This is a genomic window from Sphaerimonospora mesophila, assembly GCF_001417795.1.
In the GTDB taxonomy this organism is placed as follows: domain Bacteria; phylum Actinomycetota; class Actinomycetes; order Streptosporangiales; family Streptosporangiaceae; genus Sphaerimonospora; species Sphaerimonospora mesophila.
On the sequence record NZ_BCBX01000070.1, the window covers coordinates 1 to 15,945 of the forward strand.

Annotated in this window: 12 protein-coding genes and 1 pseudogene; 4 read left to right on the forward strand and 9 right to left on the reverse strand. The window is 66.7% G+C overall.

From position 1 onward, the window contains the following. Nucleotides 1-597 precede the first annotated feature (597 nt). Genes AP234_RS33660 through AP234_RS38285 form a run of 7 tightly spaced genes read right to left on the reverse strand, consistent with a single transcriptional unit; the run spans nt 598 to nt 10,981 of the window. On the reverse strand, nt 598-2,049 hold the full coding sequence (locus AP234_RS33660; RefSeq protein ID WP_055483812.1) for a C40 family peptidase: 1,452 nt from the start codon (nt 2,047-2,049) through the stop codon (nt 598-600). Beyond that, a complete protein-coding gene (locus tag AP234_RS33665) occupies nt 2,046-2,954 on the reverse strand; it encodes a replication-relaxation family protein (protein ID WP_055483813.1) in 909 nt (302 codons plus the stop codon). Before AP234_RS33665 ends, AP234_RS33660 begins: the two co-directional genes overlap by 4 nt. Before the next feature lie 11 nt (nt 2,955-2,965). Next, on the reverse strand, nt 2,966-5,359 hold the full coding sequence (locus tag AP234_RS33670; protein ID WP_055483814.1) for a type IV secretory system conjugative DNA transfer family protein: 2,394 nt from the start codon (nt 5,357-5,359) through the stop codon (nt 2,966-2,968). Next, nucleotides 5,356-7,116, reverse strand: a complete 1,761-nt coding sequence (locus AP234_RS33675; RefSeq protein ID WP_055483815.1) for an ATP-binding protein — start codon at nt 7,114-7,116, stop codon at nt 5,356-5,358. The genes AP234_RS33670 and AP234_RS33675 overlap by 4 nt, the downstream gene beginning before the upstream one ends. Continuing rightward, nucleotides 7,113-8,048 (reverse strand): PrgI family protein, encoded by a 936-nt coding sequence (locus tag AP234_RS33680; protein WP_055483816.1) that lies wholly within the window; start codon nt 8,046-8,048, stop codon nt 7,113-7,115. The genes AP234_RS33675 and AP234_RS33680 overlap by 4 nt, the downstream gene beginning before the upstream one ends. Beyond that, entirely contained in the window at nt 8,045-9,607 is a 1,563-nt protein-coding gene (locus AP234_RS33685) for a hypothetical protein (protein ID WP_055483817.1), read from the reverse strand. The genes AP234_RS33680 and AP234_RS33685 overlap by 4 nt, the downstream gene beginning before the upstream one ends. Before the next feature lie 6 nt (nt 9,608-9,613). Then, entirely contained in the window at nt 9,614-10,981 is a 1,368-nt protein-coding gene (locus tag AP234_RS38285) for a hypothetical protein (RefSeq protein WP_055483818.1), read from the reverse strand. A gap of 712 nt (nt 10,982-11,693) precedes the next feature. On the opposite strand from AP234_RS38285, the gene AP234_RS37720 reads away from it, so the two are divergent. The 3 genes from AP234_RS37720 to AP234_RS33700 all read left to right on the forward strand — a co-directional run bounded on the left by AP234_RS37720 (nt 11,694) and on the right by AP234_RS33700 (nt 13,756). Further along, nucleotides 11,694-11,867 (forward strand): hypothetical protein, encoded by a 174-nt coding sequence (locus AP234_RS37720; RefSeq protein ID WP_162842230.1) that lies wholly within the window; start codon nt 11,694-11,696, stop codon nt 11,865-11,867. A gap of 654 nt (nt 11,868-12,521) precedes the next feature. Beyond that, the gene (locus AP234_RS33695) at nt 12,522-13,532 is read left to right on the forward strand and encodes a DNA-methyltransferase (RefSeq protein WP_055483819.1); all 1,011 of its coding nucleotides are present in this window, start codon (nt 12,522-12,524) and stop codon (nt 13,530-13,532) included. 5 nt (nt 13,533-13,537) lie between these two features. Then, nucleotides 13,538-13,756 (forward strand): helix-turn-helix domain-containing protein, encoded by a 219-nt coding sequence (locus tag AP234_RS33700; protein ID WP_055483820.1) that lies wholly within the window; start codon nt 13,538-13,540, stop codon nt 13,754-13,756. A gap of 392 nt (nt 13,757-14,148) precedes the next feature. On the opposite strand, the gene AP234_RS36885 is transcribed toward AP234_RS33700, so the two are convergent. Both AP234_RS36885 and AP234_RS33710 read right to left on the reverse strand, forming a co-directional pair. Then, nucleotides 14,149-14,625 carry a hypothetical protein gene (locus AP234_RS36885; RefSeq protein WP_152990774.1) on the reverse strand — a complete coding sequence of 159 codons (477 nt, stop codon included), beginning with the start codon at nt 14,623-14,625 and terminating at the stop codon, nt 14,149-14,151. 313 nt (nt 14,626-14,938) lie between these two features. Beyond that, nucleotides 14,939-15,142, reverse strand: a complete 204-nt coding sequence (locus AP234_RS33710) for a hypothetical protein (protein ID WP_055483822.1) — start codon at nt 15,140-15,142, stop codon at nt 14,939-14,941. A 498-nt stretch (nt 15,143-15,640) separates the two neighbouring features. Here AP234_RS33710 and AP234_RS39055 point away from each other — a divergent pair. Next, nucleotides 15,641-15,945, forward strand: a pseudogene (locus AP234_RS39055) (IS982 family transposase); the annotation flags it as partial.

The window sequence follows — 15,945 nt, forward strand, 5'->3', positions numbered from 1 at the left end:
TAAGTAAGGAGGGCCGGCTCGCGAACGAACCGGCCCCCGACCTGCCTCATCGAAATCGACCAAGAAAACGGTGAGAGCGGTCAGCAGTGAGCCTACGCTCACACAGAGCCGAACGACAACGAAGCCGCGAGCTCGGCGTATCAGTTGGTGAGTCTCGCGATCCACCTACTCGTGGGTGGCTCGCTGATTGGCCTCTTGGTCCTGCTCACGGGCGGTGGCGGCCCAGGCAGTAAGGACTGCGGACAACGCATCGCAGTCATCGGGTGTGAGGGGCGCACGCGGGAGAAGGTAGAGCAGGCCATTGGGTCCATCAACAAGATCGATGGGCAAGGGGTGCGCGCGCATGTTCGTGTTCACGATTAAGGCCACTCTCCGGGCTTGGCTGGCAAGCCGTGGTCCTACGACGGGGGCCAGGGCTCCCCTGAATGGGTTTCAACCTTGGGGCGATACGTCCGCTATGTCGGATTTAGTTGGAGCTCTCCAGCCTGTGCCGATGGATCCAAGCGAACGACGTTGTGAGCCGATGTCGGCAGTGAAGAAGAAGGGAAGACTCGGCCGGGACGGACAGCTCTGATGAGCTCTCGTCCTCGGCTGGGGTTACCGGCCCATGCGCCGCTGATCCCTCGATGCAGTCACCCATGGTCGGGTGAACCCGATCACCGGCCGCCCGCTCCGGTAGGACGCAGCCGTGATCGGCCCGCATCGTGTGCACCGGGCCTCGACCATCTTGCCGTCGCCCACGACGATCCCGACATGGCCCGGCCGGTCCGGCGAACTACCCGGTCCGCTGTTGAAGAACACCAGATCCCCGGGCTGCTCCTGGCCAGCCGGAACGCGGACGCCGAACGGCCACTGCTCAAAAGTGGTCCGAGGGATCCGCATCCCCGCAGCGGCGTACGCCTTCATCACCAGGCCCGAGCAGTCGAAGGAACTCGGCCCCGTCGCGCCCCACCGGTACGGCTTGCCTGTCTGAGCCAGTGCGAACCCCACCACGTTCGCCACCACCCGGCAGCGCGACGATACGGTACGCCCGTGTGATCCTCGGACTGCATCTGTTGCAGAAGTACCTTGCTCAGCATCAGCCGCTTGATCTGCACAAACGCGGAGAATGAACTCAGCGCCCCCGGCTGGGACGCCAGAGAAGGAGTAGGGCACCCCGCGCATCCCGAGTGCGGCCCGTACGATTATCGCTCCTCGGCCGGATCCCGCGGCGACGCTGGTAGGAGGCTCGCCCTGCTTGCCTTCCAACTCGGCGCACAGCTGCTCTTCGGCAGTGCTGACGATCTCTTCGGCTTTCCCTCTGGCGTCTAAGGGGTCCGTTCCCCTCACCTGAAGGTCAAGATGAGCACCAACATCCGCGACGATCGCGTCCCGAGGAATGCCGAGAGCGGCAGCAGTCCAGACGCTCGTACGCACGTCTTCCAGTAATTCCGGAGAGACATCGAGATGTCGGCGCTTCTCGTCGTGAGCCGGTGGTCCCCACAGCGCGGCGACGATCTTCTTGGCCGCGGGTTCGTGCTTGGCGTACTCGTCGCGCAGGTCCTCCCTCGGCCGCTGCACGATCGCCGCCGCTTTCGTCAGCGGCATGGTGTCCCATCCGCGCACCTTGACCAGCCGAGTGAGGAACGCTCGGGCCGCGTATCGGGGGTCGGTCACCTCGGCCCTGGTTCCCCACCCGCTTGCCGGCTGCTGCTGGAAAATCCCGAAGGACGTGCCGCGACCTCCTACCGCGTCGTTCCTCAGGTTGGACTCTTGCAGTGCCGTTGCGACGCCGATGACCGCAGCATGGGGAGGAAGCCCCAGCGCCTGGGCCGCATCCACCACGACGTGCGCATTCGTAGCCTGCTCGCGGTCCAGGCCGGCCACCGTATTCGTCCCCATCAATGGCCGCCCTCGGGACGAGCAAACCGCTGTGACGAGCTTGGCGATGTCAGCCGAGGTCTCAGCCATTTTGGCGCCGCCGGTCATACCGGCGATCAGTACGATACCTGACACGATGCTCCCTCCAGCGATCACTGCCTTGGCCCCCAGCCCGATTTCGAGGATCATTCGCCGTCCTCCAGGAGCGGGGTGACAGGCGGTGCGGCGGCCTCCTGAGGCCCGAGGCTTGGCCAGTGCGAAGCGAGGCCGGCCAGGCGGAGCCGAGGACCTTTGGCGTCAGAGGGAAGCCACTTCTCTCCTGCGGGCCCGTCGTCCACCGGACCGACCAGCGCGGACGGGGTTCCGGTGGCCACGGGGACGAAAGCCTGTGCCGAGTGCTGCACGAGCTTGCGCCTGAGGTTGGCCTCGCGACGCTCGCTCTGGACCCAGAAGAGCACGGGGGTAACCACCCTGCTGACCTGGGTCAGGGCCGCGTAACCGTCGAGTTTCCGTACGACGCGGTCGAGGGGCTCGCTGCCGGTGTCGTACTCAAGGAAAAAGTCGATCGTCTGCTCGTCCTGGCGCCAGCGGGCGTACGCATCCGGGCGGACCGTGTCGCCCCACACTGAGGCGCAGCGAGTCTCTGCCCACCAGGTGACCAGCTCGGCGTTCGCGTGTCGCCGGGCGAAGCCCCGGAGCGCAGCGCCGAAACCGTTGGTGCCAACGGTGTGGGCGAGCCGCCGCTGACTGTAGGCGATCGACAGGACGCGGTCCCGGCGGTAGCCGTACGCGCTGAGATCCACGCCATCCTCGGAGGCGAGCACGGCCGCGCCTGCGGGGCCGATCACGTAGTGGTAGGGCGCGGTTCCCATGCCCGGCGGCAGGTTGGGCCGGAAGCGGTCCAGTACGCCCATGCGGTGCAGGGTGAACAGGCGTCTCCGGGCGGTGTCGTCCGTGTCGAATGCGATCTCGGCGATCTGGGCCGACGTCAGGACGCGCTGCTCCTGGATCAGCCGCAGGAGCTGGCGGTCGCGCATGGTGAGCCTGGCGGCGAGCTGAGCCAGGACCGCAGGGGTGAATCGGGCGTTGGGCATCTGGTTCTCCTTCAGTTGCGAAGCCGGGGGTCGTCCCGGCGGGCTTCGGGCGCGGCTGCGGCGGTACGGCCATGCGCTTTGGCGGCTGCGGCCCTGATGTGCCGCGCGACGTCGTCTGAGGGTTCGGGAAGCGGCCTCGTGCGCATCGTGAACGGAGGTGCCTCGGTGGATCGCGACATGAGCCGGACGGCGGCCTGGAAGGCACTCAGGTTGGCCAGGTCGTGAGCGCGCAGGTAAGGGGTGAAGTGGTGCTCGACCTCTCGGGCGTCTTGGGGCGACAGTGAGAAGTAGATCTTGTTGCGCGCGTCCGAAGAGACGGCCTGGCGAAGGTCCCGGGGAAGTTGGGCCAGGTGCTGGTGGGCGATCACCAGGGACAGCCGGTACGCCCGGGCTTCCGCGAGCATGTCGCCGAGCGCGTGCGGCAGGGTGAGGAAGTTGTGCGCCTCGTCGACGTAGAGGGCCGCCGGAGGCCGGGGCCGGCCAGCCTTGGCCCGGTGGGAGGCGGCCTGCCAGACCTGCGCGAGGATCATGGAGCCGAGTAGGCGGGCGCTGTCCTCGCCGAGTACACCCTTGGGGAGCCTGACGAGCAGGATTCCGCCGTCCAGCACGGCGCCGAGATCGAAGGTCGATCGGGCGGAACCGAGTACGTCACGGACGAACGGGCGGAGCAGGAAGGCACGCAGCTTGTTCATGATCGGGCTGGTAACGTGCGCCCGGGCTGAGTCGGACAGGCTCTCGTACCACTGCCAGAAGCCGAGCAGCAGCGGATCCCGTACGCTGGCCACGAGACGATGCCGGTATTCGGCGTTGATAAGCAGGGTGGGGACGTCCGCGAGAGTTCCACCATGGGCGGCGAGCGTCAGCGCGCAGCCGCGAAGGATGTCGTCGGTGCGCGGTCCCCAGTAGTCCGCGTAGATCTTGTGGAAGATGCCGACAAGGTTGTCCACGCCGCTTTCGAGGTCGGCACCACCGAGAACGTTGAGCGACGGGCGGGTGTGGCGGTCGTCGGGATCGATCAGGACGACCTTGTCGGTGACGGACTCAGGGATCAGGCCCAGCAGGTCGCTGATCAGGTCACCCTTAGCCTCGATCACAACCGTTCCGCGTCCCGCCTGGATGTCGGACAGGATCATCTGCGCCAGCAGGGTCGACTTGCCGGTGCCGTTGGGACCCAGGACATGCACATGGTGGAAGGAGTCGGCAACGCGGAGGGCGACCGGTCGCTCGTGCCCGGAGTCCGAGAAGCCGAGGGTCTTGACGTGCGCTCCGCCGTACGCGATCTGCGGTGAGGGCGGGACGGTGTTGGCGCCAGCGCGCTGGAGGCCGGGAACCGCCACATCAAGCGGAAGGTGAGCGAGTGCCGCGAGCTCCGGCACTGAGAGCAGGAAGCCTCGCCCCATGCGCCGCCCCGCGAGATGCCCAGCGGGCATGGCCAGAAGCTGCCGCTCCAGCCGGTTGTGCCCGGAGAAGAGGGCGAATGCCGATGCGATGGCGTGCGCCCGTCCTCGAATCGCGTTACGGCGCGCCGCGTTGGCGACCTTCATCGCCCTGGCGTCGCCCCCGGTGGGGGCATCGGCCTGTACGGCGTACCGGACCGCCACGGCATAGCGCGGTTGGAGGGCCTTGTCCCTGATGGCGCGTGCCTCGGCGGACTCCTCCAGATAGACGGCCCGATCCGTTGCATGCTGGAGGCGCTGAGGAGGGATGCGTGAGTGCGTTGGTCCCGGGGTCAGGATGTCGAGAGTGGCTCGCACCAGCCACTCCGGTCCGCTCCTGAGCTTGAGTGCAAGGCGTCGGCCGGTCGCCGGCCGGGCGAGGATCTGTACGGCGGCGTGCTGCCAGGTCGGCATCCCCACGGCAGCTCCTACAAGCGCCCTGATCGGGTCGACCCCGTGGTCGTGCCGGAGGGGGAGCTGCTCGTTGCGGGCGATCCTGAACTGTCCACCATGTGAACGCCCGGTGAGCGGCACGGGCGGCGCAGCCTCCTGGACCGATGTGCGAGCGGACGGCCAGGCGGCTTCGATGGCGTGCTCCACCAGATGCTGAGGGATCACGCCGGGCACCCAGAGCCGGATCTTCACGCCGTCCGAGCTGAAGACGTATTCGAAGACCAGGTGGGGTTGCCCGAAGAGGAGGCGCTTCCAGGACGGCCGGAGCAGGCCGATGAGGTTGCCCCAGAGCGCCTCGGCGCCGGGCATGTCCGCGACCGGTGGAGCGAGGATCTCCACGCAGCGAGCACCGCGGGCCAGTTTCCGGTGGCGCAGTCGCACCAGAGCCTGTCCGAGCACCAGCTGCGCCACGTCCAGGCTGACGAAGAACGCGATCAGGTGCCACACGTGGGCCTCGAGCCAGGCGTACGCCATGTCCAGCACGGCGGACGGGTCGGTGATGAGGTCGTCGATCACAGGTAGTTCTCCTCGCTGTTGTCGATCTGGACCAGCTCGTGAGGTGAGGAAGTGACGAGGTCGTTCTCGCGCTGACTCGCGATTACCTGCAGGGGCACCCGCTGGGCGCCCGCCCCACCCATGAGAAGGCCGGCCCCGCGTTCCGCGGACAGGAGGAGCTGCCGTTCACCATCCGAGAGCTGGAAAGCGTCGACGACCTTGTCGATCGCCTGGGGTGCCTGCTTCAGCAGGATCTGGGTCGTGGAGTTGGCGATGATGGCCTGGCCCGTCTCCGAGCTGAGCAGGTCGCCGGTGTCCTGCGTGACGACGGACAGCCCGGCCCAGTGCTTGCGCGCCGCCTTGGCCATGCGCAGGAGGAATCTGGCGCCTTCGGGGTCGCGCATGAGCAACCATGCCTCGTCGACCACGACGAGACGCGGGCGGCGGTCACGGGGATCGGAGACGCGGCGCCAAATGGCGTCCAAGGTCAGTAGCGTGCCGACCGCCTTCAGCTCCTCGGGCAGGTCACGAAGCGAGAAGACGATCAGGTGGGAGTCGGGCCGGGTACTGGTGTGGCCGTCGAAGAGCTGGCGATGGCTTCCGGTGACGTACGGAGCGAGCCCGGCGGCCAGCTCCTTCGCCTTCTGATCTGCGTCATTGGTAAGAGCGGTTACCAGATCTCGCAAGAGGGGCGGGCGGCGGTTCCACGTGCGCGGTTCCAAGGTGATCCCGGCCTTGCGATAGGCGGCCATGATGGCGCGGTCGAGCGCGGCCTTGCTGGCCTTGTCGAGCGGCTCGCCGAGCATGAGGCTGATCAGGGTGTGCAGGAACAGCGCACGACGGGTGAGTGGGTCGCTGTCGCGGCGGCTTCTCAGCGGAAGGTCGAAGGGGTTCAGCCGCACCTTGGGCGCGCCGAGATGGATGTAGGCGCCCCCGACGGCCGAGCAGAGCCGGGCGTACTCGTCCTCGGGATCGATGACGGCGACTTCGACCCCCGTGTAGAGGGAGCGAAGGGCCTCCAGCTTCGCGAGATAGGACTTACCCGCACCCGATCGGGCGAGGATCACCGAGTTGTGGTTGTCCTGAGCGAAGCGGTCCCAGGCGACCAGAGAGGAACTGGCGGGGTTGGCACCGTAGAGAACCGCAGTGGGACCGAGTTCGGTGGTGAGATCTGGGCTCGTGAAGGGGAACGCGGCAGCAAGCGCGGGCGTGTCGAGTGTCCGGCGCTGCGCCACGTTGTCGTAGGCGAGCGGCAGCGTGCTGATCCAGCCCTGTAGCTGCCGGAACGTGAGCTGCCGGGCGTCCAGCAGCAACGAGGCCGCCAGGGCACGGACATGGGCGCAAGCGTCGTCGAGCTCCTGCTCACTACCGGCGTGAACGGTCAGGTAGATGGCGACACGGAAGAGCTTGGCCTGGCCGCGAGCGATCTTCGACATCAGCTCTTGGGCGTCCTCGGCGGCGGCCTCCGCTCCCGGGTCCAGGAGCCGCCCGTGCTCCTGATTGGCCCTGAGCCCGGATTCCAGGCGAGCGAGTTGCTTGCGGAGTCGGTCGGCGGCGAGCAGAGAGGGGACGGGCTCGACGTGCACCGAGACGTCGAGTCGGCCGGCGTAGGCCAGCAGCGGCTCAAGCCAGCCTGGGCCGACCTCGCGGGGGAATCCGGTGATGACGAGCGTCGCGCACAGCCCGTCGCCGACGTGCAGATGACGAGGGCGGACTTCGACCGAGTCGGGGCCGATGCCCGAAGGAGCGGTGGCCGTACGGCGGAAGCGGAACTTCATCGACGGCCTCCCCTGCTGATGACCTCGTTGGGAAGGGCGAGCTCATCCGTCGGCAGGGGCGGCGCCATTGGATCGAAGCAGGAGGTCAGCAGCGCGGTAACCGCCGCCCCGTCCAGCAGGCGTACGGTGAGCCCGCATGCGCCCAGGAGTCGGGCCGCCTCATCCAGACGTCGATAAGCACGGGCCTTGGCCGCGGCGGATCCGCTTGCGCTGACGCGTGGCTCGCGGATGACCAGCAGAACTTGCCGCCGAAGGAGCTCGTGACAGGTGGCCAGTTCGGTCAGGAAGGCCGCGTGCTCGCGAGCGGCGTAGGCCAGCGCGGGGTGGGGAAGCTGGGGCGCGCTCGCCTTGAGGGTGGCGATCGTCGTGGTGAGGTCGACGCGCTCGGCGCGCACGAGGATCTGCACCGGTCCGGACAGTGAGTTGAGCCAGCGCCCGAAGGCCGCGACCAACGCGTCCTGCTCCTCGGGAGTCCTCAGCGCGAAGCTGACCGTGGAGACTTCGGCCACGGCGACGACTCCCTCCGAGCCGAGGTCGACCAGGCCATCCCCTGCCACTGATCGCATGGGGAGTTTGAGGGGTGCCGGGAGCGGGCCCGGATCGGCTGCCACCCATGCGGGCGGCGGCACATTGTCCAGTGCGGATACCAGGTACTTCGGGGATCGCGTGTGCCGGAGCGCGGCGAGCAGGAAGCGGTCCAGGCTGACGCCGTCGTGGGTGCCGACGGCCAGCAGGATTCCCAGCACCGTGACCGGCAGGGCGATCACCGCGAACACGGTGAGCGGAATGCGCTCACCGAGGTAGGAGTAGCCCAGATAGAGGATGGCTCCGGTGACGGCGAGAATGGCCGCCTGCCGAGCGGTGAACCCCCAGACGATTTTGTCGGGCTGCTCGACGTCGGCGGGGATGCGAACGACGTCCGTCCAGCTCATCGTCCGTCACCTCCCCGACCGCCGCGGGTACGGCGGCGCGATGACGGTGGGGGTGTGCGACGTCCTGGGTTCTCCGGCCAGTCGATAGAGCCGGGGACCGGTTTGGTGGGCGGCACGATCGGCCGTACGGGACGGTTGGGGGTCGGCGGAGGTTCGCTCGCCTGGCCCGAGGTCGTTCCGGTGTTCCGCAGCCGGTACATCTGACTCAGGCCTGCCGGGCCCGCGGCGTAGAAGGTCTCCCGGGGATAGCCGTAGACCGGGGTCTTACGAGGGACGGGCTGCTGGGGCCGGGGAGTCGGACGGTACTTCCCTTGGACCGGCGGTGCGGTGGGAGCGTGCTTGGCGACCGCCGGCTCCCAGTCTTCGGCGCGGATCGGCCGACGTGCCGAGGTAGGCGCATGCTTTGCCGGTACGGCACCTGCCGCTGCCGCAGTGCCGGTGGCTGTGGCGGCGGCAGCGTGGGTGGCAGCCGTACCGGCAGGGCCAGCGGCCAGGGCGGGAAGAGACTTGCTGACCATCGTGCCGGTCGGCATTCGCCTGCTCGGACCGGAGCGGGAGCCCTTCCTGAGATGCAGGGCGCTGAGAAGCGGACTGGTGATCTTGTATGCCAGGGCGTACTTGACGATGCGCACCACGCCGAGCCCGCGGCCGGAGGGAAGGAACATCGCCCGCGACACCCATGTGGGGATGCGGACCAGGATGATCAGAAGGACGAGGGCGAGGAGGAGGTTGTAGAGCTGCCCGGTGCCGTACAGGCCAACGGCTTCCCGGCCGTCTTGATTGAAGAAGACCCGTACGGCTGTAACGAGCGTGAGCGACTGGCAGATCTGGATCAGCAACAGGCCGGTGAAGACCCGCCACCACAGGCGAGCCAGGCCTTCGGTCTGAGGCAGGGCGTGGCAGGCGAGGGCCAGCGGTGCGGCGACCACCAGCAGTGTGGTGAGGGCCACTCGGAGCACGAACGTGATGAGGAGAGTGACGAGCAGCACCACGGCCACCAAGGCGAGCAGGATGTAGAAGATCTGTGAGTTGCCGGGCAGCCAGATGAGGAAGCGGATCGCGGTGGCGGCCCGCCGAGCGTCGAAGCCCTGTCCGAGAAGAGCCTGGGCGAGGGCGTTCGCGGTCTCGATAGCCTTGCTGGCGATCAGGAAGCTCGCATTGACCGTCAGGAAGGCCAGCACAAGACGAGGCAGGATCTCCTTGACCGCATACCGGGTCTGAACGGTCTCATAGCTCATCGCCAGGATCCCGCCGATGGTGGCAAACAGGACGAACGAGCCGTTTGCGATGATCAGTGTGGCGTGCCAGAGGTCCCAGATCCTGCTCTGCTCGTCGACGCTCGGGGTGGCGAGGAGCGTGGTGGCCAGGATGTCGAGCAAGGGCTTGATGGCGTGGGTGGCGAGCTCGGCGAACCATGCGTTGATCTGGCCGGTGATCCAGCCGCCGATGCCGACGCTGATGCCGGTATCACCGGGAGGGGGCAGCAGCGGTGGCAGTTCAGGGGTGGGCGAGGGCGTGGACTTTTTCCACAGGATGTGGATAAGCAACATGAACGTCATCGCTGATCACTCGCCTACGATGCGCTTGAGGACGTTGACGAAGAGCGGGGCCAGCACTGCCAGGGCATAGCCGAGGGCGGCGGCCTTGAAAGCGCCTTTCGCTTTCTGGATCTCGCCCGGGTCGCCGCCGGCCACGAGGTAGCGCAGACCGCCGAGGGTGAGCATCAGCGTCGCGAGCGTGGCGAGCAGGCCGATGATCCAGTTGCGCAGGTTGGTGAAGACCCTGCCGAGTTGATCCGGGCTGGTTGGTGGAGCGGCTACTGGCGTGCCGCCGCTCCAGGACATCGTCGCGACGTGCAGGCTGTCGTTGTCGGCCAGCGCCACGACGACGACGGCGGCGATGACGGCTGCCGTGATGCCGATGACGATCAGAGCACGCACGATGTGCCGCCGTAGCTGCCTGCGTGGTTTCCGCGGCAGGTTGGGCTGAGAGACGACGCCGTGAGCGAGGAAAGTTCTCGGCCATCCAATGAGGCCGTAGGGGGTCCGTGCGGAGCCGGTGAGGCTGCCCCAGCCTCCCTTCGTTGTCGTCGTGACAGGTTGCGTATCTGAGGTCCGGCTCCGCACGGAAGTCTTCGGGATTCCCTCCCCCACCCCTCTAGGGATGGCGGAAGAGATCGTTAGGGACGTGGCCGCCTCGACTTCCCCGTTGAGAATTGCCTCGACGAGGATCGGCTCCGAACGCTGGCGGCGCTTCTTGGCGGCCTCCATGCTCAGACCGAGTTCGTTGGCGGCGTCGGTAAGGGTGCGCTTCTCCAGGCGGGTCATGCCGATCAGCTCGGCGTCTACCTCACTGATGACGCCCTTGGCGACGGCATCGATGAGGACGAGGTCGGGATGCCCCCACGGCGGGGACGGCGGCGCCGACTCCTGGAGCGGGAAGTGTCGGGAGGCTCCGGCCTCGGCGTTCTCTCTCGCTCGCTCGCCGGCCCGCTTGGCCATCGTGCACAGTCGGGGAAAGACGTTCGGCCGGTCCATGTCCACCGTACGGACTGCCTCGATGAAGGCGGTCAGCACCTCGGTGTCGATGTCTTCCGGGTCCCCGGCGACGTAGCCGCGGCAGATCCTGCCGCTGATGCCACGCAACGCCGGTACGGCCACGCCGACAGCGCCAACCAGCCACTGCGGCCCGTCCTGCCGAGCCCGGCTCAGCAGCGTCCGCCAGACGGCGTCGCGCGTGGTGTTCGAGTAGGTGACCGTGATGAGGAGATCCCTCACCTCGATCAGCGACAGCCGGCGGCGTGGCAGTTCCTGCCCCAGTTTCCTGCCGTCGATGGTGAGACCGCTGGGGGGACAGGCCAGCATCTGGAAGGCCTGCTCGGCGATGTCCAGGGGCGATCGGTCGATGCCGAGCGCGTCGTCGTTGGTGCTCATCGGGTTCTCCACGCGAGAGGGATTCCGCTTTGACGAACCCGGTTTATGACCCGCCTTTGGCATGCCTCCGGCGCCAATTCCTGACGGCCTCCGGCATCCCTCTGGCGTATTTCACTGCCGGTGTCCGCGTGCAGCCGAGCCAGAGCGACGCCAGAGGTCGGGAGTGCCCTCTACCAGGAAAAACAATCGATGCCGGAGTCTGCTAGGGGCCATACTTGCTGTTTTCCACTTCCGCTGGGATGGAAATCAGCTACGCGATTCGAGTCAGAAAGACTACTGCTCTCAAGGCGCCCGCGATCACCATCATGGTCATGACCGTCACTCCGGTCTCGTGGCAATCACAGTCAGAGCCACGCGGACGATGGAGCCGAGAAGCAGCGGTCGAAATTCCGGACGGGACCAGAGAAGAGCTGGGCGCGGTGAGGGCCACCTCAGAGGGGTTAGAAGGCTTGCCTTACCTAACCTCAACCACATCATGTAGTAGTCCGAGAGGTAGACCGACCCCACATGTTGTGGTTGAAGGTAGACGCTCGGCTGCTCTCCCGCTACGATCTACCTTCAGAGCACGAAAACCCCGATCGGGTACCGCCTGTCGGGGTGGCACCAATCGGGGTCCTTCGTGATGGTTGGACTCACCAGAGTAGCGGCTTCGTGAGCGTGCGCAAGCCCCCTCTTCGAGGAAGTGCCCAGCTCGGGGGGGGAGGTGAAGCAGATGGCAGCAGCCAAGGGTAAGCCGGGTCAGCCGGCTCCGGTGTCGGGTCAGTACCGGCCTGCTGGCGGTGGCCCCGAGGTCACCGTCCCGAAGGGCCACCGCCTGCCGCCCACCCCCAAGCCGGGGAAGTCGTGGGTATGCGTTGACCCGAGCAAGAACAAGAGCGGCAAGTAGCCGTTGAGCGGGCCGGGGCCTTCACGCTGAGGCTCCGGCTCTTCTCCCTCAGCTTCGGACTAGCACCGCGCAAGGCCACCAGGGCCGCGTTGATGACACATTGTGTGATCACGCGCGTGCGTGACGAAGAGCCATTGGACATCTGGAAGCACTCGGTCTATCTCATGACCGACGAGTGACCTCCCGGTGATGCCGATTCCGCGCCAGGGCAGTCAGTCGCGGTAAGCAGGTGTTCGGCGGTCAGGGCCAGGAAGGACACAAAGGCGCCCACCCCGCCGACCGCGACGCTCCTGGCAACCGACGAGGCTCGCCCCATGCCTACCGTAGGAAGTCGGGCAGGTCAGACTCCTCGAGAGACCGCAGACTCGGCGGCTCCAGTGTCCTCTGGCGTATTTCACTACCGGTGTCCGCGCGCAGCCGCGCCAGAGCGACGCCAGAGGTCGGGGATGCCTCTTACCGGGCAGAACAGTCGACGCCAGAGCCCTGCCAGGGACTCTTGCTGAACTCAGACCGCGTATCTGAGTTCCGCCCCGAAAAGAAATGGAAAACAGCAAGCATGACCTGACTTCAGGCCCGTCGATTTCCGGCACCTGTAATTTCCGGGACTACCGGAGCGGGAGCTCTCACGAGGACTTCCTGCGTGCAGGAGGAATCATGGCGAGGGCCCCCTACTGGCGTGACGAGCACGCCACCCTATATGCCGGCGACGCCAGGGAAGTCCTCTCCCAGATGCCCAACCGGTCTGTCGACTGCCTGGTCACCAGCCCGCCGTACTACGGACTCCGGGACTACGGCCCCGGACAGTACGGCCAGGAGCCCACACCCGAGGACTACGTGGAGAACCTCAGGGCGACCTTCGCCGAGGCCCGGCGAGTGCTGGCCGATGACGGAACCTGCTGGCTGAATCTCGGTGACGTCTACGCCGCCAACTCCGATGGCTACGCGCGCGGCGTCAACTACAACCAGCGGCAGCCGATAGTGCGCCCCCGCTCGCGACTGGTCGTACCGCCGAAGAACCTGCTCGGCATGCCCTGGCGAGTGGCCTTCGCTCTCCAGCAGGACGGCTGGATTCTGCGCAACGCGATCGTCTGGCACAAGCCCAACGCGATGCCCCAGTCCGTCGTCGACCGGCTCTCCACCCGTTACGAGATGATCTTCCTGCTCGTCAAGCAGCGCTTCTACTGGTTCGACCTCGACGCCATCCGTGAGCAGTACACCGGCGACCGCTCACTCTCCAGACGCTCCCGCCGGGGTGGAAGGAAGCGCAACTCCATTTCGACGCCCTGGCCCCCGGTCGGCAAGAACAGCGCGACGGCATCAGCCGACGCCCAGCACGGTCCGGCGACGCCTGCCGGAGACCAGACACATGACATCGTTGAACCACCCGGGCGTAACCCCGGTGACGTCTGGACGATCTCAACACGCCCATACCGCGGCGCTCACTACGCCCCATTCCCCATCGACATCCCGCTCCGCGCCATTGCCGCCGGCTGCCGACCTGGCGGCGTCGTGATCGACCCGTTCGCTGGCGCGGCAACAACGGCTCTTGCCGCCCGGCAACTCGGCCGGCAGTTCATCGGCATCGAGCTCAACATCGACCACTGCGCACTGGCCAAGGCCAGGCTGCTCGCGTCAGGAGCAGTGATGGGAGGAGAAGCAGAGTGACACCCATGACCATCGAGGAGGTACGCGCTCTCCCGGCCGTCGTTCCCCTGCTGACTGCCGCTCGCGCCCTGGGAATCAGCCGTAACACCGCCTACCGCCTCGTCAAGCGCGGCGAGTTCCCCTGCCGAGTCATCCAAGCGGGTGACGTCTACCGAGTCCCCACCGTCGAAGTCCTCCGCATTCTTTCTCTCGACCCCAGCAACGTGGAGGAGCAGGTGGGATAAATAGCTGGTGACAGCCTAAGCGGCGACGAGCACTACGGCCTCATACGGTGCCTGGTCGCTGCGAGTTCCCTCACCGTTGCCGCCGACGAGCTGGTGCCGTTGGAGTCGTTCATCGCGCAGGGCAACCGCACCCTGCCGGTCGTCTTCCGCCCTACCCCGTGAGCTAGCAGACCAAGGGAATCCGGCACCCTTTACACCTGCGGCCGAGGCGGAACGCCTCGCACTGCGTCGGCCCGGAGTAGGCGGGCCAAAGGCCGGTGACGGCGTTATCGTCCAGCGGTCGCCCTCTTCAAGGCAGCCGAGTAGGGCCTTGGAGCCGCCTGTCCGTACCTGGATGCCCGTGCAGACCGTGCCTCCCGCCCCTGACGAGAGGCACGGCCTCACGTTCACCCTCAGCCCGCGGTGCGGGCACGGGGCAGCGGGGTAATCGACGACAACGATCGTCCGGGCTCGGCGCAAAGCCGCGGCATGCGGATCTGCCGCCAAGCGGTGCCCCAGCGCTGGACGTCGTCGTCGCTCCCGCCGCAGGCCCGAATGAAAGCGAGCAGCAGTTCCAACGGCGGGAGCTTGCGCTCCTTCAGAGCCTTGCTCAGCGTGCTAAGCGCGAACGCGCCGTTCGCACGGCGGACCAGCTCACGCAGCGCGAGATCACCGGCCCAGATCCGGTAGTGCCGCATCCGGTCGACCAGCTCGGCCGGCGATTGTGCCGTCAGTGGGTCGGGCTTGAGCTGGTACCCGTCCACATCCTCAACTTGCCGGGGAACCTGGACACGGCGACGTCGCGGGGTCAGCTTCGAACGAGCTGGCTCGCGCTCGACCGCCGCAACAGCAGGCTTCTGCGGGGCCGTGACCTCCACCCAAGTCGACATGCGCCCCTCCGCATGAGCCCGGAGGCGACGCAGGAGCGCTACGTCGGCTTGTGGTAGTGCCATGACCTCCTTGAGGAAGGCGGGCGATGGCGTCCGGCCCTGTGTCAGGACCCTGGCGAGGCGCTCCAGGAGCGCGCTTACCTCGTACTCCCCGGGGGAGTTCAGGTTCATCAAGATGGTGCCGGCGACAGCCTCATAGAACTCCCCCAGGGGCAGGGGCATCTGTCGCGTGCACTCATGGACCTCGCGCGCGCGACGAAGGACCATCCCTTCACGATGGAGCCGTCCTGAAAAGGACGCTTCGGCCATCCGGTCACGCTCCCGAGGTACGGGGCAGGAGCCGGCTGGCAGTGGTGGCTGCGGCCGCGCACCCGCAGCCGACCAGGAGCAAGACGTCGTGTGGGTTGTAGCCGCGATGGAGGAGCGTGAGGACGAAAATGAAGACAAGGACGAGGACTATCAGCGGGACAACGACGCGGTTGTCCGGCGGGGGGACGTCGATCTTGATGCAGAGCAAGATGCCCTACCTCCTGGAACTAGTGCTTTCCGAGCTTGACACGTGGAACCTGACATAGGGGAAACAGTCACCAGCCCCCCGGCAGCGGCAACTACCGGCATTGAGGGCGTGGCCTACGTGAACCGCCGAAACCATGATGACCTGATCCCCCGTCCGGATGATGGCCTTTGCTCGCAGTCACTTGGCCCTCTCCTCACGGCGTCGTTCCTAGGTGTTCACAGCTGTTCCCGTCTGCACGTTGTCGTCCATAAGGGTCCACTGGTGTTCAAAGCTGATGCATCGGATTCCTGGTTGCGGTTTGTTGCGGTCTAATGAGGAAGCGACGCTAAGTACCTCCACCAAGGGTAGGTACCGACAGCGTTCATGAGCTGGTGAGACTCCGAACTGACACGTGGAACCACACCAGAGCAGGCAAGGGCTCGCTGCGGCAACGGCGGGTCGAAGGGGTTCACGGCCACACACAAGGGTGGCGTGAGCCCTTTTCATATCTGTGCCCCGAAGCGGATCACACGGGTGCTGGCGCGGGATACCGACTTCTGGCACGACACGATGTGGGTCACCGACTCGACCCCCGTGCCGTGAGGGATGTCACGGCCCACGGTGCTGCGCTCGGAGTAGGCGGGCTGGGCGAACTACAGTTACGGCGCGTCCCACTCACGATTCTTTTGGGGCCTGCGGCTGTATCTGGTGTGCACGCCGGCCGGGATGCCGATCTTGTGGGCACCGGCTGATCCGAAGCTCGATGAGCGCGAGATATTGGCGGCGATGCTGGAGGTCGATGCTGATCTGGTCGCCGAGCGTTC

Bases quoted from the DNA above. Each gene is read 5' to 3' on its own strand.
- AP234_RS33680 (WP_055483816.1), bottom strand. From the start codon at position 8,048: ATGAGCTGGACGGACGTCGTTCGCATCCCCGCCGACGTCGAGCAGCCC.
- AP234_RS33700 (WP_055483820.1), top strand. From the start codon at position 13,538: ATGACCATCGAGGAGGTACGCGCTCTCCCGGCCGTCGTTCCCCTGCTG.
- AP234_RS36885 (WP_152990774.1), bottom strand. From the start codon at position 14,625: ATGTCGACTTGGGTGGAGGTCACGGCCCCGCAGAAGCCTGCTGTTGCG.
- AP234_RS37720 (WP_162842230.1), top strand. From the start codon at position 11,694: ATGGCAGCAGCCAAGGGTAAGCCGGGTCAGCCGGCTCCGGTGTCGGGT.
- AP234_RS38285 (WP_055483818.1), bottom strand. From the start codon at position 10,981: ATGAGCACCAACGACGACGCGCTCGGCATCGACCGATCGCCCCTGGAC.
- AP234_RS33695 (WP_055483819.1), top strand. From the start codon at position 12,522: ATGGCGAGGGCCCCCTACTGGCGTGACGAGCACGCCACCCTATATGCC.
- AP234_RS33665 (WP_055483813.1), bottom strand. From the start codon at position 2,954: ATGCCCAACGCCCGATTCACCCCTGCGGTCCTGGCTCAGCTCGCCGCC.
- AP234_RS33660 (WP_055483812.1), bottom strand. From the start codon at position 2,049: ATGATCCTCGAAATCGGGCTGGGGGCCAAGGCAGTGATCGCTGGAGGG.
- AP234_RS33675 (WP_055483815.1), bottom strand. From the start codon at position 7,116: ATGAAGTTCCGCTTCCGCCGTACGGCCACCGCTCCTTCGGGCATCGGC.
- AP234_RS33685 (WP_055483817.1), bottom strand. From the start codon at position 9,607: ATGACGTTCATGTTGCTTATCCACATCCTGTGGAAAAAGTCCACGCCC.